We start from the raw sequence: 21,678 nt of genomic DNA on the forward strand, positions 1-21,678 counted from the left end.
GGAATCGTCCGCGGCCTCGCGTCTACGCCTCTCGCCGCGAGATACTGGTGCCTGATCGAACTGGGGAGAGAGATCATGGGGCAGAGTCGCATCGGCGGGCTCGACGCGCTGCGAGGGCTGTCCGCGCTGGCCGTGTTCGTGTGCCATCTCACCGCGTACTGGTCCGGTCTCGGGCTGCCACACCTGGTCTACACCGCCGCGCAGGTCGGCGCACACGGTGTGGACATCTTCGTCGTGCTCTCGGGCTTCGTGCTCACGCTTCCGCTGGTCGCACCGGGTCGTTCGCTGAATGTGCGACAGTTCTACGGTCGGCGGATGTGGCGCATCCTGCCCGCCTACTGGGTCGCCCTCGCGTTCGCGGCTGTCCTCGCGGCCGGTCCGGCCTGGGACCTCGTCGTCGCGCAGCGCGCGACGCTCTGGGACGTCGTCGTGCACGTCTTCGCGCTGCAGACGCTCTTCGTGCCGACGCTCGGGGCGATCAACGGCTCGTTGTGGAGCATCTCGCTCGAGATCCTGCTGTACCTGCTGTTCCCTGTGCTGGTGCTCCTCCTGCATCGGCTGGGTGGTGCCGTGCTGGTGGTCGCGGCCGCGGGGCTGAGCCTGACCACGTGGTGGCTCGGCACGCAGTTCGTCATCGGCGGGCCGTTCGGCGGATTCCTCGGCGACGGCCACACGCTGCCGATGCGGCTGGTGCAGTTCGTGGCCGGGATGGTGCTCGCAACGGTGCTGCTCCGCCCCGGATCGACAGCGCTCGAGCCGAGCCGCCGCCGGCGCAGCCAGGCGGTCACCGCGGCGGCAGTGACCGGTGCGGCAGCGGTCGCCGCCAGCACCCTGGATGTCCCCCAGGGCATCAATCTCAGCCTCTGGGCGGCCTGCGGTGCGGCGCTGGTCTGGTTGTTCGCCCTGTTCGCGCAGAATCGGGGCATGCGCGCACTCGACAAGGCCGGCACCCGTGCGTACAGCTTCTACCTTGTGCATCAACCACTCGTGCTGCTCGCCTGGCCGGTCGCTGCTCTCCTCCCAGGTGGGCCCGTCGTCGTACTGCTGTACGGCGGCCTGCTGACGCTGCTCGTCGTGTGTGCGGCCGCAGAGGTGCTGTTCCGGTACGTGGAGCGCCCCAGCCACCGGATCGCGGTGCAGCGTTTCCCTGCGGTCGTGCGCAGAGTGCAGGATCCGACGGCGGAGGCGATGTCTGCATGACGCGGCTGAGCATCGCGAGGATCGCGACGGACACCCCCATGGGCGCGCAGGCGTATCAGGCCCAGATCATCTCGCGGGCGCCGGCCGCCCTGGGGGCGGACTGGCGGGTACGCGAACTCGTGTTCCGCTCGCTCCGTTCGCCGCTGCCCGGCAACCGGAGGCTGCCGATATCGCGCATCGCATCAGCACCCGCATCCGTGCGTCGCGCGTTCGGGCGGATGCTGTTCACCGGCGACGCCGTCTCGCACCGGATGTCCCTCGAACTGCCGCCCTCCCCGCACGCGGATGTGATCACGCTGCACGATGTCGTCGCCTGGCGGTTCGCAGATGAGTCGGCGCCGGTCCCCGAGGCGATCGAAGAGGCACGTCGGGCTGCAGCGGTGATCTGCGTGTCGGAGTTCACGGCGCGCGAAGCCGTGGAGTTCCTCGGCGTGGAGGATCCGCACGTGGTGCCGAACGGCGTCGATCCGCGGTACTACGACGCCGTACCGTTGGATTCCGCTGCCGCGGCCTCCCTGGGTCTTCCGGGCCGGTACGTGCTGCACGCCGGCGGAGCGGCGGAGCGCAAGAATCTCGCCGCGCTCGCGTCAGCCTGGCCGCTCGTGCATCGCGAACGCCCCGACCTGACGCTGGCGCTCGCCGGCCCTCCGCACCCGCGTCGCACGGCGCTCTTCGAGGGCATGCCGGGCACGGTGATGCTCGGACGGCTGCCAGACGAGACCATGCCCGGGCTCGTCGCCGCGGCATCCGTCGTCGTGGTGCCGTCGCTCTACGAAGGCTTCGGTCTTCCCGCGCTGGAGGCCATGGCGGCCGGCGTCCCGGTGGTGGCCGCGAACACCAGCAGCCTGCCCGAGGTCGTCGGCGACGCCGGCATCCTCATCCCGCCGACCGCGGAGGGAATCGCTGACGGTCTGCTGCACGCGACATCAGCGGATGCTGCCCTGTCGGCGCTCGTGGCGGCCGGGCGCACTCGGGCCGCCGAGTTCACCTGGGAGCGATCCGCTGCCGGGCACGCGGCGATCTGGAAGGCTCTGCGATGACGCCCGGGCTGGTGTTCGTCACATCTCTGCGGCACCCGCAGAACAGCACCGACTACACGACGGTCGAGAATATGCTCGCCGCGTCCCTGGCTTCCTGGCTGCGACAGACTTCCCCTCGTTTCGCGATCATCGTCGTCGGAAATCGTCGTCCGCCGCTTCCCGACGACTCACGCGTCGAGTTCGTGCAGGTCGGCTTCCCTCCCCCGTCTGAAACACGCGGACCGCGCACGGGAATCGCGGCCGTGCTGCGCGACAAGGGGACGAAGCTGGCGATCGGTCTGGGCCGGGCCCGCGAGCTCGGCGCGAGCCACGTCATGTTCGCAGACGCCGACGACTTCGTGTCGCGGCGGCTCGCCGTGTTCGTCGACGAGCATCCGGATGCTCCGGGATGGACGATCACGGACGGATGGCGGATCAATCTGGAGCGGCGCACCATGCGCCCGGAGACGGGAACATTCCAGATCACCTGCGGCAGCTCGCACATCGTGCGCACCGACCTGCTGCCGCCGACGCCCGATGGCGTCGGAGCGACGCAAGAGCAGCTCTACGCGGCGATGGGAACGAAGCTGGAGCGCTGGATCGGCTCCCATATGCATCTGCACGACGATCTGCCGTTGGAGACCCTGCCGTTTCCCGGCGCGATGTATCGCGTGGGCACCGGGGAATCGCACTCGGGCAACGCGATGGCAGGGCGCGGGCGGCCGATTCCGCGCGGCATCGCCGAGGAGTTCGGCGTGCCGGCAACGCCCCGCACGCCATGGGCGCAAGCCCGCGCGGCGCTTCCCTCGAGCCGGGCGATCCGCGAACGTCTGCTCCGCTCCCGCTGACTCGCTCAGGCGTGCAGCAGCCCTGCCGGGAAACGGCCCGCATCGGGCAGGGCCTCGGGAAGCCTCCGCAGCGCCCGCTCCAGCCCGTCCGACAGTTCTGCGACCCGCGCGGCATCCGTCGTCCCCGCCAGCCGCACCACGTCGTCGAGAGTGCGCAGGTCGTCGAACGCGACGTACCGGCTCCGCCCCGGAGTCAGTGCCGCCTCGTAATCGCGGAACTTGAAGTCGGCGCCGTCCAGCGCCGGCTCGAGCATGGTCCACACCGCGGGCATCCCGAACGAGTCGGCCGTGATCAGGCCGTGCAGCGAGGTCGTCAGCACGACCTCTCCGGCTGCGATCTCACGGACGGCGGATGCCGCGCCCTGATGCACGTCGACGGTGCTGGCACGCCCCGGTTCGCTCGCCAGGAGCGCCGCCAGCCCCTCGTGCGACCGGTGATGCCCGTGCGGCACGGCGACGATCGCCGCGCGACGTGAAGGACGTCGCACCCAGCGCGAGACCAGCAGCCCCGGGTCTCCGTAAGCCGCGCCGGACGCCCCGATCCGCTCTTCGGTGAGCGGCCCGCGCACGGCCAGCGCCGTCGCCCCCGGCATCCGCTTCTCGCCGTCGCGCATGAGGCCCGTGCCCCAGATCACGCCGCTGTAGTCGTCGGGGAAGAACTCCAGCAGGCTGCCGACACCCGCGAGCCGTGCGTGCCGCGGCTCGCGGTACAGCGGCACGATGCCGTACTTCGGCAGCAGCCAGGGAGTGAGCGCGTCGCCGAAGTTCGGATGCCCGTCCCACCAGTACGCCGGCACGAGAGGCGCGCCCCAGGCCGCGCGATGCCCGGCAGCAGCGGCCAGACGGCGCACCTGGCGCAGGCGTCGCGGAATGCGGTCCTCGTACCTCACGGGTACAGCTCCTCGTAGCGGCTGACGACCGCCGACCAGGAGAACCCTGCGACCCGTGCGCGCCCCGCTCGCGCGAGCTGCGCGCGCAGCGCCTCGTCGCCCAGCACGCGCTCGAGCGCGGCGGCGAGCGCGTCTGTGTCCTCCGGGTCGATGAGCAGCGCGTCCTCGCCATCGCTCATGAACTCCGCCGCGCCGCCCCGCGTCGTCATTATCAGCGGTGCGCCTCCGCGCCACGCCTCCAGAGCGACGATCCCGAAGGCCTCCGAGCGGCTCGGCACCACCACGGCGAGCGCGCCGCCCACCGCGCCCGCCACCTGTTCCGGGCTGAGCCTCCCCGGGAACCGCACATGCAGCCCCCGGGCGAGCTCGATGAGAGCCTCCTGCTCGGGTCCGTCTCCGCCGATGACCAGCGGGACGCCCGCATGGCGCACGCGTGCGAACGCCTCTATCAGCAGGTCGAAGCCCTTCATCCGGCCGAGCCGCCCGTACGCGAGAAGGTACGGTGCCGCCAGCGGCGGCGCAGCCGCAGGCACGTCCAGATCCACTCCGTTCGGCACCACGGCGCCGCCCTGCAGGCCGTACCGGTCCCGCAGGTCGGTGAGCACGTACTCACTGGGCGCGGTGACCACCGCTGCGGCCGCGAGGGAGTCCCGCAGACCGCGACGCAGAAGTGCCGAGCGTGCGAACACGGAGGTGTCGTCGCCCCGAGTCTCACCGTGCGACGTCACCACCAGAGGCGTGCCGAAGCGCCGGTGCACCGCGAGGGCATACAACCCGTTAGGACCGAAGCAGTGCACGTGCAGGATGTCGGGGCGGAATGCCCTGTGCGCGCGCGACCATGCCCGCCACGCGCCGGGCGCCCGGGCGGCGAACCGCGCCATGTCACCGGCCGAACGCGCCGGCAGCGGTGTCGGCAGGTACCGCACCTCGACTCCGTGACCGAACGGATGCTCCGGTCGCTCGCCCCGGTCGACCGTCCACACCTCCACCTGATGCCCGCGCGCGACGAGCTCCCTGGCCACCTGCGCGACGTGCTCCTCGACGCCCCCGATGTGCGGAGCGAACGACGAGGAGATCAGCGCGATCCGGCGCGCTCCATCAGTGCCCGCGGCCATCGCCGTCGGACGGGAACACGTCTACGGAGTCTCCGAACAGCGCCGCGACGTCCTCGGTCATCTGATCGTCGTCGGACGACTCCTCGGCCTTCTTGCGCGCGCGGCGCGGTGTGCGCGGGGCGTGTGACTCCGTGTCGGCCGCCGGAGCGTCCGCGACGGGAGTCGAAGGCGCGTCGGGAACGGGCGGTGCTGCAGGCGGAGCGACCGGCGACGGCACCGCAGCTGCAGCGGCCGCTGCCTCAGCTGCCGCCTCCGTGCGCTTCGGCATCGCACCCTTCGCGTCACCGCCGGCGGTGGTGTACTCGTAGGTGTAGGAGTACACATCGGATCCGGTGCCGGTCATCGGCACCTTGTTCAGCACGAGCCCGAGCACGCGTCCGTGGATCTTCTCCAGCGCATCGATGGCCTTGTCGACCAGGTCGTACGTCGTCTTGCCAGCGGATGCCACGATCAGCGCACCGTCTGCACGGTGGGTCAGCACCGCCGCATCCGTGACCGACAGCAGCGGTGGTGCGTCGACGATCACGATCGCGTGCTGAGCGAGGTCGTTCAGCAGTTCGTGCATGCGGTCGGAGCCGAGCAGTTCGCTGGGGTTGTGCGGCAGGGTTCCTGCGCCGAGCATCACGAGGTTCGGCAGCTCCGGCACGCGATGCAGCACGTCGGCCAGGCGCACCCGCCCGGCGAGCACGTCGGTGAGCCCGATGTCGGCGGTGACGCCCATCGTCGCCGCGATCGTCGGGCGACGCAGGTCGCCGTCGATCAGAACCACCTTCTGCCCGGCGGCCGAAAGCGCACCGGCCAGGTTCGACGCCATGGTCGACTTGCCCTCACCCGGCAGCGCGCTGGTCACGACGATCGTGCGCGGCGGGTGATCCACGTCCATGAACTGCAGGTTCGTGCGCAGCATCCGCAGCGATTCGCGGATCGCGAAGTCGGCCTTCGTGGCCTTGCCCGGCGCGACGGCGCCGTCGTTGCGATACAGCCGATGGCCGTCGGCCAGCGTCGGGGCGTCGGGCAGGGCGCCCACGACGGGGATGCCGACTCTCTTCTCGACGTCGTCGGTGGCGCGGATGCGGCGATCCGAGATCGCGCGCATCATCGCGAACGCGATACCGCCGCCGAGACCGAGGATGCCGCCGACCAACATCGCCATGCGCTTGTCGGGGAACACCGGCGAGGTCGGAAGCGCGGCGGATTCGGCGAGCACGATGTTGGCGGGGGCGCTGTTCACAGCTCCGGTGCCCTCGGTCTGATCGATCACGACGATCAGTCCTTTGACCCAGGCCTCGGCGAGGTTCCTCGCCGCTTCGGGCGACTCGCCCTGCGCGGTGACCTTGACGATCGCCGTCCCCTCGGGGTTGGTGACCGTCACCATCTGGATGAGGCTCTGCGGCGGCGTCGTCAGATCGAGCTGCTGCGCCACCTGCTCGGCGACCTGCCGCCACTGCGCCATCTCGAGATAGGTGGGCACCTTCGTCTTGGCGAGGCTGTCGCCCTGGCCCGGAGAGAGCACGGTGCCGTCCGTTGCCTTCACCTGGATCAGCCCGCTGGCATCCGCCTGGTAGACGGGTGTCTGGATCCACGCCCAGCCGAACCCGACGCCCACGCCGAGGAGCGTCATGACGACGATCGCGATCCAATGACGTCTCAGCGCCCTGGTGTAGTCACGCAGCTCCATTGATCCCCCACTTTTCCCCTCGGATGATCATACGTGCGCGCCGTCCCGCTGTCCTGGAATGCGCGCGCGCCGACGCTGCTCCAGCCGGCTCTCGGCTCGTCGCACCCTGACCTTCTCGGGAGTCCAGAACCCCGCATGCGGATCTCGTTCGTGGGCGAGCGCCTGCGCCCCGAGGCAGATGCCGGCGATGAAGAACGGCACCGAGACCTGCGAGGCGACCCAGAACAGGTCGAACTGCGCCTGCACGATGCGGGCGAGCACCATCCCGAGAGCGAGCAGCCCGAATCGCGGATGCATGCGCCACAGCACGATGATGAAGCCGATCCACATGATGAGGAAGCCCAGCAGCCCGATGACTCCCGTGGACGCGAGAACCTCGAGCTCCGCCTGCGGCGGCTGGAAGTTCGTGCCCGGCGTCACGTACCAGTACCGCAGTCCGTGGCCGAAGACCGGCGAGTGCTTCCACAGCGCGTACACCTCGCGGATCCAGTCCAGCCGCTGGTAGACCGAGTTGAACCGGTTCTGCGATTCGATCTGGTCGCGCACGCTGAGCACGATCAGGATGATGCCGGGAATCGCCAGCATGATGATCATCAGGATGTGCTTCGCGGCGCCCTGCCGCAGCGTGAAGACGAGCAGCGCGACGACCAGGCCGATGGCCGCCTGCCGCGACTGCGTGAGGGCGAGCGCGGCGAGGAAGAACCAGAACGCGAAACGGGTCCAACGCTTGTCCAGCCGCGCCCAGTCGGGGTTGACGTAGGCGAGGAAGGCTCCGAACGCCAGCATCCCCCCGGCGAAGTTCTTGTGCATCATCCACGGCCATTCGGGGTAGACGGCCTTGAGGAAGTCGCCCTCGCGCCAGTAGCCGATCGCCGTGGCGATCGTGCCGATCGCGATGATGACGAGGATCGCGTGAATGAGGATGAACGCCAGCCGGGCCCTGCCTGCGCGGCCGATCGCCCACCCCGCGATCAGTGCACCAGAGACCAGGAGCCACGCATGGAACCACTCCACCGTGTTCTGCACGTACGGATTGACGATCACGGTGATCAGCGAGGCGAACTGGTAAACGAGGTTCAGCCCCAGCATCGCCCGCATCGGCGGACTGAAGTCGTTCCTGCCGAGCAGGATCGCGGTGCCGAAGGCCGCGGCGAGCGCGACGTCCGACACCGTCAGATCGCCGACGCCGAGGCCGACGCGCTCGACGATGAACAGCGCCGGTGTGGCCATCAGGGCGATCGCCATGGGTTCGGCGCGGGTCAGTGCGGCGCCGATGACGAGGCAGGCGATCGCCGCGGCCGCGACGGCCCCGCCCGAGACGCCGCGGTCCATGAAGAGGTAGACGGCGATGGCGACACCGATGGCGATCAGCGTCCAGCGCCACGCGCCGGCCCACCACTCAGACACGCGTGCCTGCAGGCGCGCCCCGACCTCGCCGAAACCCCCGGCCATCCCCACCGCCCTTCGGATGCTTCAGTATCGCACCCTGCCCAGGAACCTGGGCCCCTGCGCAGTATTCAGTCGCCGTCGACCCAGGCGCGCAGGTTCGCGATGAACTCGCTGCGTGCGAAGCGTGCCGCCTGCTGTGGCACCGTCTTCCGGTTCAGCTTCAGCGCACGATCGAGAGCCGCCCAGGCGTCCTCGCCGGCGAACCGACGCGCCTGCACCCCGCCGATGCCATGCGGAACCGACTCGGCCGTGCCGCCGACAGCGTTGACGATCACTCGCGCGCCCGCCGCCATCGCCTCGACCGGCACGATGCCGAAGTCCTCGACGGGCGGGAACACGAACACGGTCGCGCGCTGGTACAGCGCGTACAGCAGCGGGGTGCTCACCGCACCGAGGAAGTGCGCGAGGATGCCGCGGTCCGCGGCGAGCGCCTCCAGTCGGGCGCGATCGGGTCCCGCTCCCACGATGACGGCCGGCAGACCGACGGATGCCGCGAACTCGAGCACGGCGTCCAGCCGCTTGTACGGCACCAGGCGTGAGGCGCCGAGCACGAAGGCATCCGGCAGTGCCTCCAGGATGCCGGCGTCCGCGGCATCCAGTCGTTCGCGCCAATCCAGCACCGCGGTGATCTCGGCGGTGTCGACCGGCGGGTGGATGACCCGCGACTCGCGCCCCCAGCTGTCCATGATGCGCTGCTGCACGAACGCGGAGTTCGCGGCGATCGAGTGCACTTCGGCGGCTCGGCGACGGTCGAGCGACTTCCAGTACGGCGCCGTCGCGCGCACCAGCGGGCTGCGACCGCGCTCGTCGATCTCGGGCGCCCAGATGTAGCGCGCGGGGCTGTGCACGTACGCGTACGCCGGCACGTCGGGGAGCCTGCGGAAGCGCACGTGGTGCGCGAAGACGTACGAGCTGACCAGCACCTTGTCTGGTGCACCTGCGGCGGTCCGCCGTCGCCAGGTCGGGTCGAAGAACGGCAGCGCGAGGGCTTTCCTGTCGCGCAGCGGCGTGCGGGCCATCCACGACTCGCGCACGTCGACTCCGCGCATCCGCTCGGGGGCGTCGTTCCACAGCGCGTGCACCGGGGCGCCGGGGTACGCCTCGATCATGGCGTCCAGCACCTTCTCGGCGCCGCCGGTCGCCTCGATCCACTCGGTGACGATCTCCAGGGGCACGGTTCAGATCCTATTGGCGGAAGCGCCCGCGCTTCTGCGGGAGTGAGTCAGTACGCTCCCTGCGCCCTCGCCACCACGTTCAGCGTGCGCCACAGGATCATCAGGTCGCCCGTCAGCGACCAGTTCTCGACGTAGAACAGGTCGAGACGCACACTGTCGTCGAGCGACAGGTCGCTGCGTCCGCTGGTCTGCCACAGTCCGGTGATGCCGGGCTTCACGAGCAGGCGGCGGTGCAGCCGCCCGTCGTACCGGGCGACCTCCGAACCGAGCGGCGGGCGCGGCCCGACGAACGACATGTCGCCGCGCAGCACGTTGACGATCTGCGGCAGCTCGTCGAGGCTGTACCGGCGAAGCACCCGCCCGACGGCGGTCACCCGCGGGTCGTTGCGCAGCTTGAACAGCAGGCCGTTGCCCTCGGAGCGGTCCAGCAGCGTGGGCAGCTGGTCCTCGGCGTCGACGACCATGGTGCGGAACTTGATCATCTGGAACGGCTTGCCGCTCAGCCCCACCCGCTGCTGACGGAACAGCGCAGGGCCGCCGTCGTGTCGCACGGTGATCGCGAGGATCAGGAACAGCGGGCTGAGCAGGATCAGTGCGGCGGTCGCGGCGACGATGTCGAAGGTGCGCTTGGCCAGGTAGCGGTGCCCCTCGAAGCGCGGGTAGTCGACGTGGATGAGCGGCAGCCCGGCCACCGGGCGGGCGTGGATGCGCGGGCCGGCGATGTCGGTGAGCGCGGGGGCGACGAGCAGGTCGATGCGGCGCTGCTCGAGCTCCCAGCCCAGCTGCTGCATGTCTGCCGGTGAGATGTCGTCGGATCCGGTGAACACGACGGTGTCGGCCCCGGCGTCCTCGATCGCGTCGAGCACGTGGTCCAGGTCGCCGATCAGCGGGATGCCCGGGAGCAGGTCATCCCGGTCGCAGCACTCGGTGATCGCACCGATGACCTCGATGCCGGCCGCGCCCTCGCGACCGATCGCCTGGGCGGCGTGACGGGACTTCTGCCGCTCACCGACCAGGACGGCGCGCTGGGTGTAGCGGCCTTCGTGCCGTTGGTGCAGCAGCCATTTGCGCCAGTACCAGCGACCGAAGAGAACCAGGCACAGGCCGAGGGGAAACGCGAGCAGAAGATAGCCGCGCGCGACCTGCACCTGGAAGACGAAAGCGAGGATGGCGACGACACCGAAGAAGCGCAGGGTCGCGTCGGCGACCCGTTTGTACTCGGTGGCGCCGTTGCCGATGATCTTCGCGTCTCGCGTGGCGTAGATCTTCAGCGCCAGCATCCAGGTGACGATGATCACGAGCGAGAAGGTCGAGTAGGCGATCATTCCCGACGGACGATTGATCATCGAGAGATCCTCGCCCTCGAGACCGAATCGCAGGAGCTGCGCTCCGAAGACGGATGCGGTGATTATGGCCGCATCGGTGACGGCGACTCTGCGTGCATAGGAGCGTCGCCACGTCTGCACGGCGCGCTCGGGGGCCTTGACCCCAGTGAACTCCCCCACGATTCCCCAATCGTGAAACCGGGCTCAGGCCCGGCACCCCAGTATTCGACGGGGCATGAGTCGCATGCCATCCCACATGGCGCGACAACCGGCAGGGTAACCGGATCGCCCGACGAAGCCCCAGCCTCAGACGATGCCGCAAGTATACCCACGCGGATGCCGCTGGCCATAGGCCCCTGGGGTATTCGACTTCCGGCACCTCCAGGGTGACCCCGGTAGTCTCGTGATCGTGCGCATTCTTCTGACCGGCGGTGCCGGCTACATCGGATCCCACGTCGCTCTCGTCCTGCTCGAGGCCGGCCACGACGTCCTGCTGCTCGATGACTTCTCGAACAGCAGCCGCGAGTCGATCAGCCGGGTGAAGGACCTCGCATCCCGCACGCTCGACGTGATCGAGTGCGATCTCGCCGATCGCGCGGCGGCGGATGCTGCGCTCAAGAAGGAGCGCTTCGACGCAGTCATCCACTTCGCCGGTCTGAAGGCGGTCGGCGAGTCGGTCGCGAAGCCGTCGGCGTACTACCGCACCAACCTCAACTCCACGCTGAACCTGCTCGACATCATGCGGGAGAAGGACGCGCGCAAGCTGGTGTTCAGCTCGTCCGCGACCGTGTACGGCACGCCGGCGGAGGGCGTCGAACGGCTCGACGAGTCGCAGCCGTCCGGCACGGGCATCACCAACCCGTACGGCTGGACGAAGGCGTTCAACGAGCAGATCATCCGCGACGTGCAGGTCGCCTGGCCCGAGCTCGAGGCCGTGCTGCTGCGCTACTTCAACCCGGTCGGCGCGCACCCGTCCGGCCGTATCGGCGAGGACCCCTCCGGCATCCCGAACAACCTCATGCCCTTCGTCGCCCAGGTGGCTGTGGGCCGCCGCGACCACCTCAACGTGTTCGGTGACCAGTACCCGACGCACGACGGCACCGGTGTGCGCGACTACATCCACGTGATGGACCTGGCCGAGGGCCACGTCGCCGCGCTCGAGCGCCTGACCGCCGGCGTCGAGACCTACAACCTGGGCTCTGGCGAGGGCCAGAGCGTGCTCGATGTGGTGAAGGCGTTCAGCGAGGCATCCGGCCGAGAGATCCCCTACCAGGTGGTCGCGCCGCGGCCCGGTGACCTGGCGACCACGATCGCCGACCCGACCAAGGCGAACCGCGAGCTGCAGTGGCACACGACCCGCTCGCTGGCCGACGCGTGCCGCGACACCTGGAACTGGCAGTCGCAGAACCCCAACGGCTTCGCCGGGGCATGACCCGGGGGCGCCTCGCCGCCCGCATCCTGCTGGCGCCGTACCTGGTCGTGGTGCTGCTGCTGACGTGGCTGCCCGCGAAGGATGCCGGGCAGGTGACGGGCATCGTGGCGACGGTCGCGCACTGGTTCGACGGCCTGGTGCCGTTCGAGGTCGGCTACCCGATCCTGGAGTTCCTCGCGAACGTGGCGATGTTCGCCCCGCTCGGCGTGCTCGGTGCGCTCGCGTGGCCGCAGGCGAGCGCAGGATGGATCATCGGCGCGGGCGCCGTGCTCAGCGCCGTGATCGAGCTCGTCCAGCTCACGATGCCGTCGCGATATTCCACGCTGTCCGACGTGATCGCCAACACGCTCGGTGCCGCCGCAGGCTGGGCGGCGGTGGCGTGGTGGCGATCACGTTCGGAGAGCGCGCGACGCGCGACCTCCTGACGGTCAGGCGGCCGGGGCCACCAGGATCAGCGACTGCGCGTGGTCGCCGGGTGTGGGCGTGCCGCAGGCGGCATTCGGCACTGAGAGCACGCTGCCGGTCACGCCGCTCACGGTGCCCGCCGGGCCCGCCTTGGCACCGTTCACGAGGTACCAGTAGGCCGTGCGCTCGTCGTCGGACTGCCAGCGCCACTCCGCGTCGAAGCCGAGGTCGGTGAAGCGCCAGATCGCGTACTGGATCGCCTCGATCGCGTCGTTGCGCGTCAGGTTCGGCACTCCGGCGGCGGTGGCGAATGCTGACAGGCTCATCGCGGGATAACTGTGCTGCAGCACCCAGAGCACCCGGCCCTGCACCAGGGGGTCGGTGAACAGGTTGGCGCCCAGGTAGGTGGAGGCGTCACCCGCCGTGCCGGTGATGCTCGTCTTCGCGCCGACGTTGTGCTCGATGCAGTACGCCCAGTGCTCGGGAGCCGTCGCGGCGTCTGCGGGCACGCTGGTGTACACCGGGAACACCCCATTGCCGGAGTACCCCTGCCGTGCACCGATCCAGAGCCCGTTCACCTGCACGGCCACCGACGCGGTCGCGCCACCCGCCGAGATCTGGGCCGTCACGAGGAAGGTCCCCGGTGCTGAGGACGCCTTCACTCCAGAGATCGTGACCTTGCCGTCGACATCGGAGACCAGCACCTTCGGTGCGTGCGTGCCGTCCGACCAAGTGAAGCCGTCCGGCAGAGTGACAGTGACGGCCTGTCCCGCCACCGCGGTGCCGCCCGGCTGCCTGGCGACGACGAACGTGAAGGCGCCGACGGTCGCGCATGTTCCGCTGATGACCGTACCGGAGCCCGGCTCGATGTCGATCGTCTCGGACGCCGATGCGCTCGGCAGTGCGGTGGCCACGGCGATCACCGGGAGCGACCAGGCCGCCCCTTTCACGATCGTCCGGCGCGAGATGCTGCGCGACGTCGCGCCCTCGCTGTTCTGTTCCATATGTTCTCCCCAGGTTTCAGAGGTGAGAGTGCTCACCTTCGGTTGGGAAAGAGATGCGGACGGCGGAAAAGTGACGGAGCGCTGGGCGCAGCTTTGGGATACCAGTTCGTCTCGTCTTGGCGACGCGTGACGGAGCATCGTACGGTGAACGCATGAGCGAGTCCGCTGCACCCGAGCCCGGTCTCACCCGTCGCGAGAGAAGAGAGCGGCGCGAGGCCGCCAAGCTGCCCTTCACGTCGCCGTTCGACCCGCCACCGGCGGCCGCTCAGCACGGCCGGCCGACGATCCTCACGGTCTGCACCGGCAACATCTGCCGGTCGCCGATGGCCGAGGTGCTGCTGCGAGCCCGGCTGCCCCAGACGGTGAAGGTGCACAGCGCCGGCACACAGGCGCTGGTCGGCTACGGCATGACGCAGGACGCGCGCGACCTCGCGGTGGAACGGGGCGCGGAACCGGATGCCGCAGACGCGCACCGTGCCCGGTACCTGGTGGAGCCGATCCTGGCGGAGTCGGATCTGGTGCTGACGATGACGCGCGAGCACCGGACCTACGTGGTGCAGATGATGCCCGCGCTGATCCGCCGGGCGTTCACGCTGCGCGAGTTCGCGCGGCTGGCTGCCGGGCTGAGTGACGACGAGGCGCGCGAGATCGCGGATGACGCGGGGACGGATGCCGCAGCGCGGCTCTCCGCACTGGCGCGCGCGGTCGGCGGGCTGCGCAGTGCGGTCGGCGGACCGGACGACGAGGACGACGTGATCGACCCGTATCGCCGTGGTCGCGAGACGTACGAGCTTTCCGCATCGCAGCTCGTGCCCGCCCTCGCCCAGGTCGAGCGACTGACCCGCATCGCCACCGGCTCCTGAGCGAGGAGCGCCAGCGACGAGACGAAGGACCGCCCTTCGTCTCGCTGCGCTCTCTCAGGACGCGGGCGGGTGTGTGTCACACCCAGGGGTGTTCCCAGCGCTGACGCCGTATGCTCGGTTTCGGAGGAGCAACTCCGTCTCTGGGGAGGGGCGGCGGCCGAAAGGGAGAGTGTGGAGCTTCGCGATTACCTGCGCATCATGCGTGCGCATTGGATCGTCATCGTCGCCGCGACCGTGCTCGGCGCGCTGATCGGCTTCGGCTGGAGCATGCTGCAGCCGAAGGTCTACACCGCGGATGCCACGGGCATCGTCTCGGTGAAGGCGTCCGACGACAGCGCGGGCAGCGCGATGATCGGCAACCAGCTGGCGCAGAGCCGAGTGAAGTCGTATCTGAACCTCGGCACCTGGCGTGCTGTCGGCGAGTCCGCCGCCGATGAGCTCGGCATCGACGACTCCCCCGAAGATCTGGTCAAGCGCGTCACGGTGACCAATCCCCTCGACACGGTCGCCCTGAAGGTGACCGCCGAGGGCTCCACCCCCGAAGAGGCGCAGAAGCTCGCCGAGGCGTGGCTGCGCGGCATGTCGGTGGAGATCAACAAGGTCGAGGGCGGCACGGCCGAGAACCCGGCGAACGTCTCGCTGACCGTCGGCGACTCCGCCAAGCTCCCCACTGCCCCGTCTTCTCCGAACACCAGGCTGAACACGATGATCGGCGCGCTGATCGGCCTCGCCCTGGGCATCGGCTACGCGTTCATCCGCAACACGCTCGATCGCCGGGTGCGTCACCCGCGCGACATCGAGCGCGAGACCGGCGTCTCCGTGATCGGCACGCTCCCGCTGGAGAAGTCCCTCGACGGCGAGCGCAAGGTGATCGATTTCTCGGCCGACAGCGAGCGTGAGATCTCGCACCACACGATCGAGGCGATGCGCGAGCTGCGCACCAACCTGCAGTTCATCGACGTCGACAACCCGCCGCGCGTGATCGTCGTGACCAGCTCCGTTCCGGGCGACGGCAAGTCCACGGTCGCGGTGAACCTGGCGTCCAGCCTGGCGGCTGCCGGCCAGTGGGCGATCCTGATCGACTGCGACCTGCGGCGCCCCGTGGTCTCCGACATCTTCGGCGTGCCCGGTGACGTCGGCCTCACCGACATCCTCGCCGGCCGCGCCGAGCTGCAGGATGTCGCGCACCGTCCGCGCGCGGACATGCCGCTGGCCGTGGTCCCGGCGGGACGCATCCCTCCGAACCCGAGCGAGCTGCTGGGTTCGAAGCGCATGCACGAGTTCATCCAGTCGCTCAGCGAGTCGGCGATCGTCGTCCTCGACACGCCGCCGGTTCTTCCGGTGACGGATGCCGCGGTGCTGGCTGCATCGGCGGACGGCGTCGTCATCGTGGCGTCGTCGGGCAAGACGACCTTCGACATGCTGAACCGCGCGGTGGAGAACATCCAGCGCACGAAGGGCCGCGTGCTCGGCATCGTGCTGAACCGGGTGCCGCGCACCGGCGCAGGGTCGGCGTACTACGGCAGGGAGTACTACGGCGCCTACGAGCGGTACGGCTCGCACCAGGAGCCCACCGGCGAGCGCGGCACGATGCCCGAGCCCGCCACGCACACGTCCTCCCGCTGACCCACCGACACCCCGGCTCCTGAGCGAGGAGCGCCAGCGACGAGACGTAGGACGTCAGCAGTACTCGACGACCCGCTTCACCCGCAGCCCCTCCAGCAGATCCACGACGTCGCCTTCGATCTCCGCGGGTTCCACGTCGAACGCTTCAGCGACCTCGCGCAGCAGTTCCCCCTGTGTCACCGCGCCCTTCGACGACAGCACCTGCCACACCGCGTGCGCAGACCTCTCCAGCGCGAGCGGCTGCGCCTGCGGATCCGCCAGCCCGAGCACGACGGTCCGGTCGTCGCCGTCGGTCCACGCGACCCTCGGGTCCAGTCGCCAGCAGGGTTCGCCGGCGAGCATCCCGCTCGTGCGCAGTTCATCGGCCGCGACACGGACCAGGTCTGCGGCGTCGGCTCCCTCCGGCGGTGCGCCGATGGCGTCGGTGACGGCGGTGACGAGTTCGTCGAACGTCGCGCCGTTCGCGGCGCGCCAGATGGCGGGGGCGATGCCGTCGAGCACGCTCAGTCGTCCGCCGGACGACGAGCGCTGCAGCACGGCGATGCGGCCGTCGTCGGGCAGTTCCATGGCGTCGACGACGGCGCCGCGGTACAGCCGTTCCCCCGCGTCCGTCACCCTGTCGGGCGCCGGCGCCTCGTAGGTGGGCACGACGGGGGCGAACGGCGGCTCACGGTCCAGCAGCGAGGCGATGGCGTCGTCGAGCGATGATGCTTCGCGATAGCGGATGCGCACCGCGCCGCCGGTCGCGCGCAGCAGCGCCTCGAGCAGGTGCAAGCCGTCGCGCAGGTCGCAGAGGTAGCTCGACTGCGGTCCGAGCGCTTCGAGGGCCTCAGCGGTCGTCAGCGGCGTGACCTCCGGTTGTTCCGGCGCCGCGGGGTCGCGCTCGAGCACCGCAAGCGCCGAGAGCCGCAGGGCCTTCTGCGGCCACTCCCCGCCTTCGAACTGCGACGGAGGGATCTGCTCCTTGTGCACCCGGTCGGGTTGGATCACCGAGAGCGGTTTGCGGTAGGCGACGATGCCGCCCTGCGAGTCGACGCCGACGGTCTCGTCGCTGACGTACGCGTAGCGCGCGGAGAGGTGTCGCGCCGCGGTGGTCTTGCCCGTTCCCGAGGGAGCGGCGAGCACGACCACGTGTCCGCGTTCGTCGGCGAGGCCCGCGGCGTGCAGCATCCACAGGTCGCCCTTGCGGTGCGCGAGCGCCGCGAGCGTGACCTGGGTCGACAGGTTCGACAGCGTCCGCTCGGTGTCGTCGGATGCCGCGACCGGCACGGTCACGTCGACGTGCCGCCCGTCGGGAAGCCGCGCGTCGCGCCAGGCCTCTGCGACCTGTTCACGAACGGCCTCGTCGAGCTCGGCCATGTCGATCTCGACGCTGACCCCGACCGCGCTGATGACGATGCGTTCCCCCACACGGACAGCGTATCGACTCGTTGACACCCTGCGGATTCCCTGAAAAGCTGGCGCCGACCACTGAAGACACCGATGTCCGACGTTCTCTGGGGAAGTTCATCCGACGTCCTTGACGATTCAAGGAGCCCCGACCCATGCGGAAGAAACCCCTCGCCATAGCCGTCAGCGCGACCATGCTGCTGTCGCTGGGCGTCGCCAACCAGACATCCGCCTCCAGCAGTTCAGCCGAGGAGGGGTTCGAGCCGAGCGTCACCTACGACCTGTCGGTCAGCGACTCCGAGCGCGCGCAGGTCCACGCCGAGGTCGAAGAGCTCGCGGGCATCGTCGACAGCGCCCGCGCGGGCGACGGCAGCTACGACCCGCTCACGCTGATGGGTGCGATGCTCGACGGTTCCAGCTATGACTCGATCTCGCGCGGGGGCACGGCGGCGACCGAGTACCCGTTCCCGGTGACCAACAACGAGGCGAACCAGAACGAGTACGACCGCAAGGTCGCCAAGCTCGCCTGGGTGGTGAAGCTGGCGAAGGACCTCGGGTTCCCCGTCGTCGTGCAGCGCCAGCCGGACAAGTACGTCTACGTCGAGATCGGCGACCCCGAGGCACCCGAGATGGTGATGGCGCTGAGCCACCTGGACTCGCCGAAGTCCGCCGTCACCCCGGAGCAGCTCGCCCGCTGGCGCGATGCCGACGGCAATCTCGGCACACCGGGCGCCTATCACTCGCCGTATGTGCAGGACGGCTGGGTCTACGGCACCGGCATCCAGGACGACAGCGGACCGACGCTCGCGACGCTGGTCGCCGCGAAGGCGCTGCTCGAGGCTGGGCTGCCCCTCGACCGCCGCATCCGCATCGTCATGGGCATCTACGAGGACGGCGGGCCTGGCACGCCCACCACGACGAACACAGCCGCGTTCCAGTCGATCCCGTACAACTCGAATCCCAGCTTCTACGACAACTGGGCGTACAAGAACCTGAACCGCGAGGAGATGCCGATCGCGGGATACACCTCGGACTCGCGCTTCCCGGTGATCACCGGCAACTCGGGGTCGGTCACACCGACGGTGTCGATGGATCTGTCTGCCGACAGCGCGAAGACGTTCCGGCTGACGGATGCTACGGCCGGCGTCACGCTGCGCGAGGGCGACCCGACGCTGAAGGACATCGCCTACGGCAGCACGACGCAGATCGCGTCGCGCGCGATCTTCACGCTGGATGTCGCGGATGCCGCCGCGGCGGACCGCGAGAAGTTCGTGTCCGCGATCACGAAGGCTGCGACCGAGAAGGGCTGGCTGCCGGCCTCCGCCGGGACGACACCGAAGGTGCAGACGAAGTTCGAGGGCGACTCGCTCACGCTCGAGGTCAACACCGACGTGGCGATGGAGATGCCGACGCCGCAGTACGGCAAGAACGCCGTGGTGTGGGGCATGTCGCTGCTCTCGGAGGGCTTCGACGCGCTGGGCGTGACGGCCGAGGACATGCAGCTGAAGAAGGCTGCCGACGGAATCGCGGATCTGTTCTTCCGCGACGGCGTCGAGGGCGAGGCCTATCTCGGCAAGTACATGGGCATCCCCTCGGAACTGCTGCGCAACCCGCAGAACGGCACGCCGAACCTCACCTTCGCTCTGATGGGCGGCATCCGATCCGAAGTGCCGACGAGCTTCTTCGTCGATGGAGCATTGAGCATCCCGATGTACGTGCGCAGCATGCACCTCAACGCGGATGACTCGAGCCGTGCGACGAAGGCCGTCACCGCGGCGTTCCAGAACGACGGCTTCTCGATCACCGATCTGGGCGCTCCGATCGGCGCCGGGCTGTACGTGTCGCACGACAATCCGCTGACGGCACTGCAGTTCGCCAGCTACCAGGCCACCGTCGATCAGGATCCGCAGGCGTTCGCCGACCCGTACGCGCTGCGCGACATCGTCTACCCGCAGGGCACGACCGGCGGCACGCTGGCCAGCAGCTTCCGCAACAAGATGACCGCCTTCGGCGCCGTCATCCCGGGCAACGAGCGCTGGTGGCACACGGCGAACGAGCGGATGAAGACCGACTCGGCCGTGCAGATGACGAGGATGATGGCCGACGGCATGCTGGAGATGGCCCGCTATTCGGGACCGGCCGGAGCGAAGTTCATGTGGGCCGACCTGCCGGGGCTGAACGCCAACCGCGCTGACCTCGACCTGCTCGATGTCACGATCGGCACGTACAAGGATGCTGCGGACGAGGTCACGAAGAGCGAGCTGGGCGACCGGATGCTGCTCGGTGCGACGTCGTTCACCATCCCGATGTGGAACGTCCGAGGCAACTCGACTCCGACGGCCGCGGCCTTCGCGCTCGGGCACCAGCCGGGCGGCGTGTACCTGCCGCTGGACGATCCCGAGTACCTGGGCAGCACGTACGTCGCGCCGATGCGGCTCGAGTTCAAGGTGGATCGTCCGGAGCACCTGTCGGATGCGGAGTGGAAGACGTTCCAGGACGGCGGTTACGGCGACTTCACCTTCAACATCCTCGTCGGCGACGAGGTGGTGCCGCTGGCGGTGCCGGAGGGACAGGATGCCTCGAGCTACTTCTCGTCGCGCACCTCGGCGACCGACCCGGACGCGCTGTACCTGTCGGTGAACCTCGCTGTGACGGATGCCGCGTACGACGGTGTGAAGCCGGTGCTGGCTGACTCGAAGACCGATCTTTACACAGTGAACCCGGAGTTCCTGAAGTCGAACGCCGACCCGTTCCCGGCGCGCGGCCAGGTCGAGAAGCGCGGCTTCTTCGTGTTCGGCGACGGGCGGAAGAACGCCGAGTTCTCGTCTCCGGATGCCGTCTACGTGACCGTCGACAACGCGGTGACCGGCGCCGAGGCACAGGCCTCGGTGAAGAAGCAGACCGGCAGCACGAACCAGCTGACCGTCACGGTGACCGAGACGCACATCGACGGAACCGCGTCGAAGGTGTCCGACACATTCACCATCAACAAGAACACCACAGGCGTCTACACGGTGGGCGACTACCAGGTGCGCGTCGCGACGAGCGGCAACGACAAGGTCACGTCGGTGCGCATCGTCGAGTGAGAGCCGGCGCGGGCGGCATCCTTCCGGGAGGATGCCGCCCGCATCTCATTTAGATATCTCCCCTACCCCGGCTCCTCCATCCGCGCTACTGTCCCCAGAGGGGCAGCGCACCTGCTCGGGAGGTCCGGCGCGCGCCCCTCACCCGTTGGGATGGTCGGGAAGGGAGCAGTATTGGCCATCGGTTTTCGGGGTCTTCTGTCGACCCAGTTGGGAGCGGCGGCGGCAGGCCAGGGGATGCTGCGCGGCGTCGCGCTGCGCGGAGTGCTGCTGACCGCGCATCAGGTGATGCCCGGACCGTGGGAGTGGAACGGAGCGCCGGATGCTCCGCTGCCGTACAGCGCCCTCGTGCTGCCGACCGATGGTCTGCCTGTTCCCGCAACCGGCAGCGACGCGGTCTTCCTGCCGGCGACCGCGAACGCCCGGATCGAATGGGCGAAGCGGCGTGACGTGCTGGTGGTGTGGTTGCCGGCCTTCGCCCTCGGCGAGGCTGAGCAGCTCACGGGCGGCCGGGTCGTGCCGGTGGCCGAGTCGCGCCTGGCGGCAGCGACGCGGGCCTTCGCGACGTCGGCGCTGAGGTCCAGGCAGGGGGAATCTCCGGTGGGCGACTACTCGATGGAGCAGCTGCTGTCGGAGATGGCACTCGGTCTGTTGCTGGAGTCGCAGGAGCAGAGCCTGCTCGGTGAGCGGTCCCGGTCGCTGGTGGACCGCGCGCGGGCGCTGATGCTGTCCAGGCGTGAGGATCCCGAGCTGACCACGGCAGTTATCGCCGCTGAGCTGCACGTGTCGCCGCGGCAGCTGCAGCGCGAGTTCGCGCGCAAGGACTCGAGTCCCTCTGCCGAGTTGAGGCTGATGCGTGCCACGCTGGCCGAGGCCGTGCTGCGCGATCCTGCGCATGCGATGCTGACCGTGGCCGAGGTGGCGCGATTCTGCGGATTCCACAGCGCGCTGCATCTGCGGCGCGCGCTGGCTGCCTGCGGGCTGCCGACTCCGCGTGAGCTGCGCGCCCAGGCGACGGCGCTCCCGCCCGGCGAGCTCGTGGGTCGCTGAGCCCCTGGGACGCTGAGCCCGTGGGACGCTGAGCTTGTGGGTCGCTGAGCTTGTCGAAGCGCCCTTCGCGATCGTTCGGCTGTTGAGGTGCAGAAAGCGACCGGGTTGGATCATCTGACGACCACGT

General features: G+C 69.4%; 17 protein-coding genes. 9 read left to right on the forward strand and 8 right to left on the reverse strand.

Translation table 11 applies throughout. The features are described from left to right. Window positions 1-75 precede the first annotated feature (75 nt). Genes GON06_RS10750 through GON06_RS10760 form a run of 3 tightly spaced genes read left to right on the forward strand, consistent with a single transcriptional unit; the run spans window position 76 to window position 3,067 of the window. Window positions 76-1,200: an acyltransferase family protein gene (locus GON06_RS10750; RefSeq protein WP_157312314.1), complete on the forward strand. Its 1,125-nt coding sequence runs from the start codon at window positions 76-78 to the stop codon at window positions 1,198-1,200. Further along, entirely contained in the window at window positions 1,197-2,240 is a 1,044-nt protein-coding gene (locus GON06_RS10755; protein WP_157312315.1) for a glycosyltransferase family 4 protein, read from the forward strand. The genes GON06_RS10750 and GON06_RS10755 overlap by 4 nt, the downstream gene beginning before the upstream one ends. Beyond that, window positions 2,237-3,067 (forward strand): glycosyltransferase family A protein, encoded by an 831-nt coding sequence (locus tag GON06_RS10760; protein ID WP_157312316.1) that lies wholly within the window; start codon window positions 2,237-2,239, stop codon window positions 3,065-3,067. Before GON06_RS10755 ends, GON06_RS10760 begins: the two co-directional genes overlap by 4 nt. A 5-nt stretch (window positions 3,068-3,072) precedes the next feature. Here GON06_RS10760 and GON06_RS10765 read toward each other — a convergent pair whose 3' ends face one another. From GON06_RS10765 to GON06_RS10790, 6 genes are all read right to left on the reverse strand, one after another. Continuing rightward, a complete protein-coding gene (locus GON06_RS10765) occupies window positions 3,073-3,957 on the reverse strand; it encodes a polysaccharide pyruvyl transferase family protein (protein WP_157312317.1) in 885 nt (294 codons plus the stop codon). Beyond that, window positions 3,954-5,072 (reverse strand): glycosyltransferase family 4 protein, encoded by a 1,119-nt coding sequence (locus GON06_RS10770; protein WP_157312318.1) that lies wholly within the window; start codon window positions 5,070-5,072, stop codon window positions 3,954-3,956. Before GON06_RS10770 ends, GON06_RS10765 begins: the two co-directional genes overlap by 4 nt. Further along, complete coding sequence (locus GON06_RS10775; RefSeq protein ID WP_157312319.1) at window positions 5,056-6,750, reverse strand: polysaccharide biosynthesis tyrosine autokinase; 1,695 nt, start codon at window positions 6,748-6,750, stop codon at window positions 5,056-5,058. Before GON06_RS10775 ends, GON06_RS10770 begins: the two co-directional genes overlap by 17 nt. Before the next feature lie 27 nt (window positions 6,751-6,777). Beyond that, window positions 6,778-8,202, reverse strand: coding sequence for an O-antigen ligase family protein (locus GON06_RS10780; RefSeq protein WP_157312320.1), 1,425 nt, complete (start codon window positions 8,200-8,202; stop codon window positions 6,778-6,780). 65 nt (window positions 8,203-8,267) lie between these two features. Then, window positions 8,268-9,374, reverse strand: a complete 1,107-nt coding sequence (locus GON06_RS10785) for a glycosyltransferase (RefSeq protein WP_198346678.1) — start codon at window positions 9,372-9,374, stop codon at window positions 8,268-8,270. Window positions 9,375-9,421: 47 nt separating this feature from the next. Next, entirely contained in the window at window positions 9,422-10,879 is a 1,458-nt protein-coding gene (locus GON06_RS10790; protein ID WP_332837412.1) for a sugar transferase, read from the reverse strand. A 229-nt stretch (window positions 10,880-11,108) separates the two neighbouring features. On the opposite strand from GON06_RS10790, the gene galE reads away from it, so the two are divergent. Both galE and GON06_RS10800 read left to right on the forward strand, forming a co-directional pair. Next, a complete protein-coding gene (gene galE / locus GON06_RS10795) occupies window positions 11,109-12,131 on the forward strand; it encodes a UDP-glucose 4-epimerase GalE (RefSeq protein WP_332837413.1) in 1,023 nt (340 codons plus the stop codon). After that, window positions 12,128-12,556, forward strand: a complete 429-nt coding sequence (locus GON06_RS10800) for a VanZ family protein (protein ID WP_157312321.1) — start codon at window positions 12,128-12,130, stop codon at window positions 12,554-12,556. Before galE ends, GON06_RS10800 begins: the two co-directional genes overlap by 4 nt. Before the next feature lie 3 nt (window positions 12,557-12,559). On the opposite strand, the gene GON06_RS10805 is transcribed toward GON06_RS10800, so the two are convergent. Continuing rightward, on the reverse strand, window positions 12,560-13,540 hold the full coding sequence (locus GON06_RS10805) for a thioester domain-containing protein (RefSeq protein ID WP_157312322.1): 981 nt from the start codon (window positions 13,538-13,540) through the stop codon (window positions 12,560-12,562). A gap of 152 nt (window positions 13,541-13,692) precedes the next feature. Here GON06_RS10805 and GON06_RS10810 point away from each other — a divergent pair, with 152 nt between their 5' ends. Continuing rightward, entirely contained in the window at window positions 13,693-14,403 is a 711-nt protein-coding gene (locus tag GON06_RS10810; RefSeq protein WP_157312323.1) for an arsenate reductase/protein-tyrosine-phosphatase family protein, read from the forward strand. A gap of 171 nt (window positions 14,404-14,574) precedes the next feature. Then, the gene (locus tag GON06_RS19080) at window positions 14,575-16,029 is read left to right on the forward strand and encodes a polysaccharide biosynthesis tyrosine autokinase (RefSeq protein WP_157312324.1); all 1,455 of its coding nucleotides are present in this window, start codon (window positions 14,575-14,577) and stop codon (window positions 16,027-16,029) included. Window positions 16,030-16,083: 54 nt separating this feature from the next. Here GON06_RS19080 and GON06_RS19085 read toward each other — a convergent pair whose 3' ends face one another. Beyond that, the gene (locus tag GON06_RS19085; protein WP_157312325.1) at window positions 16,084-17,439 is read right to left on the reverse strand and encodes a PqqD family protein; all 1,356 of its coding nucleotides are present in this window, start codon (window positions 17,437-17,439) and stop codon (window positions 16,084-16,086) included. 134 nt (window positions 17,440-17,573) lie between these two features. On the opposite strand from GON06_RS19085, the gene GON06_RS10825 reads away from it, so the two are divergent. Both GON06_RS10825 and GON06_RS10830 read left to right on the forward strand, forming a co-directional pair. Beyond that, window positions 17,574-20,504: a M20/M25/M40 family metallo-hydrolase gene (locus GON06_RS10825; RefSeq protein WP_157312326.1), complete on the forward strand. Its 2,931-nt coding sequence runs from the start codon at window positions 17,574-17,576 to the stop codon at window positions 20,502-20,504. Window positions 20,505-20,675: 171 nt separating this feature from the next. Beyond that, complete coding sequence (locus GON06_RS10830; protein WP_157312327.1) at window positions 20,676-21,551, forward strand: helix-turn-helix transcriptional regulator; 876 nt, start codon at window positions 20,676-20,678, stop codon at window positions 21,549-21,551. The last annotated feature ends 127 nt before the right edge of the window (window positions 21,552-21,678 follow it).

Source organism: Microbacterium sp. MAH-37, assembly GCF_009758255.1.
Classification (GTDB): domain Bacteria; phylum Actinomycetota; class Actinomycetes; order Actinomycetales; family Microbacteriaceae; genus Microbacterium.

Excerpts from the sequence above, each read along its gene's own strand:
- GON06_RS10750 (WP_157312314.1), top strand. The coding sequence starts at position 76 with ATGGGGCAGAGTCGCATCGGCGGGCTCGACGCGCTGCGAGGGCTGTCC.
- GON06_RS10755 (WP_157312315.1), top strand. The coding sequence starts at position 1,197 with ATGACGCGGCTGAGCATCGCGAGGATCGCGACGGACACCCCCATGGGC.
- GON06_RS10760 (WP_157312316.1), top strand. The coding sequence starts at position 2,237 with ATGACGCCCGGGCTGGTGTTCGTCACATCTCTGCGGCACCCGCAGAAC.
- GON06_RS10770 (WP_157312318.1), bottom strand. The coding sequence starts at position 5,072 with ATGGCCGCGGGCACTGATGGAGCGCGCCGGATCGCGCTGATCTCCTCG.
- GON06_RS10775 (WP_157312319.1), bottom strand. The coding sequence starts at position 6,750 with ATGGAGCTGCGTGACTACACCAGGGCGCTGAGACGTCATTGGATCGCG.
- GON06_RS10780 (WP_157312320.1), bottom strand. The coding sequence starts at position 8,202 with ATGGCCGGGGGTTTCGGCGAGGTCGGGGCGCGCCTGCAGGCACGCGTG.
- GON06_RS10800 (WP_157312321.1), top strand. The coding sequence starts at position 12,128 with ATGACCCGGGGGCGCCTCGCCGCCCGCATCCTGCTGGCGCCGTACCTG.
- GON06_RS10805 (WP_157312322.1), bottom strand. The coding sequence starts at position 13,540 with ATGGAACAGAACAGCGAGGGCGCGACGTCGCGCAGCATCTCGCGCCGG.
- GON06_RS10810 (WP_157312323.1), top strand. The coding sequence starts at position 13,693 with ATGAGCGAGTCCGCTGCACCCGAGCCCGGTCTCACCCGTCGCGAGAGA.
- GON06_RS10825 (WP_157312326.1), top strand. The coding sequence starts at position 17,574 with ATGCGGAAGAAACCCCTCGCCATAGCCGTCAGCGCGACCATGCTGCTG.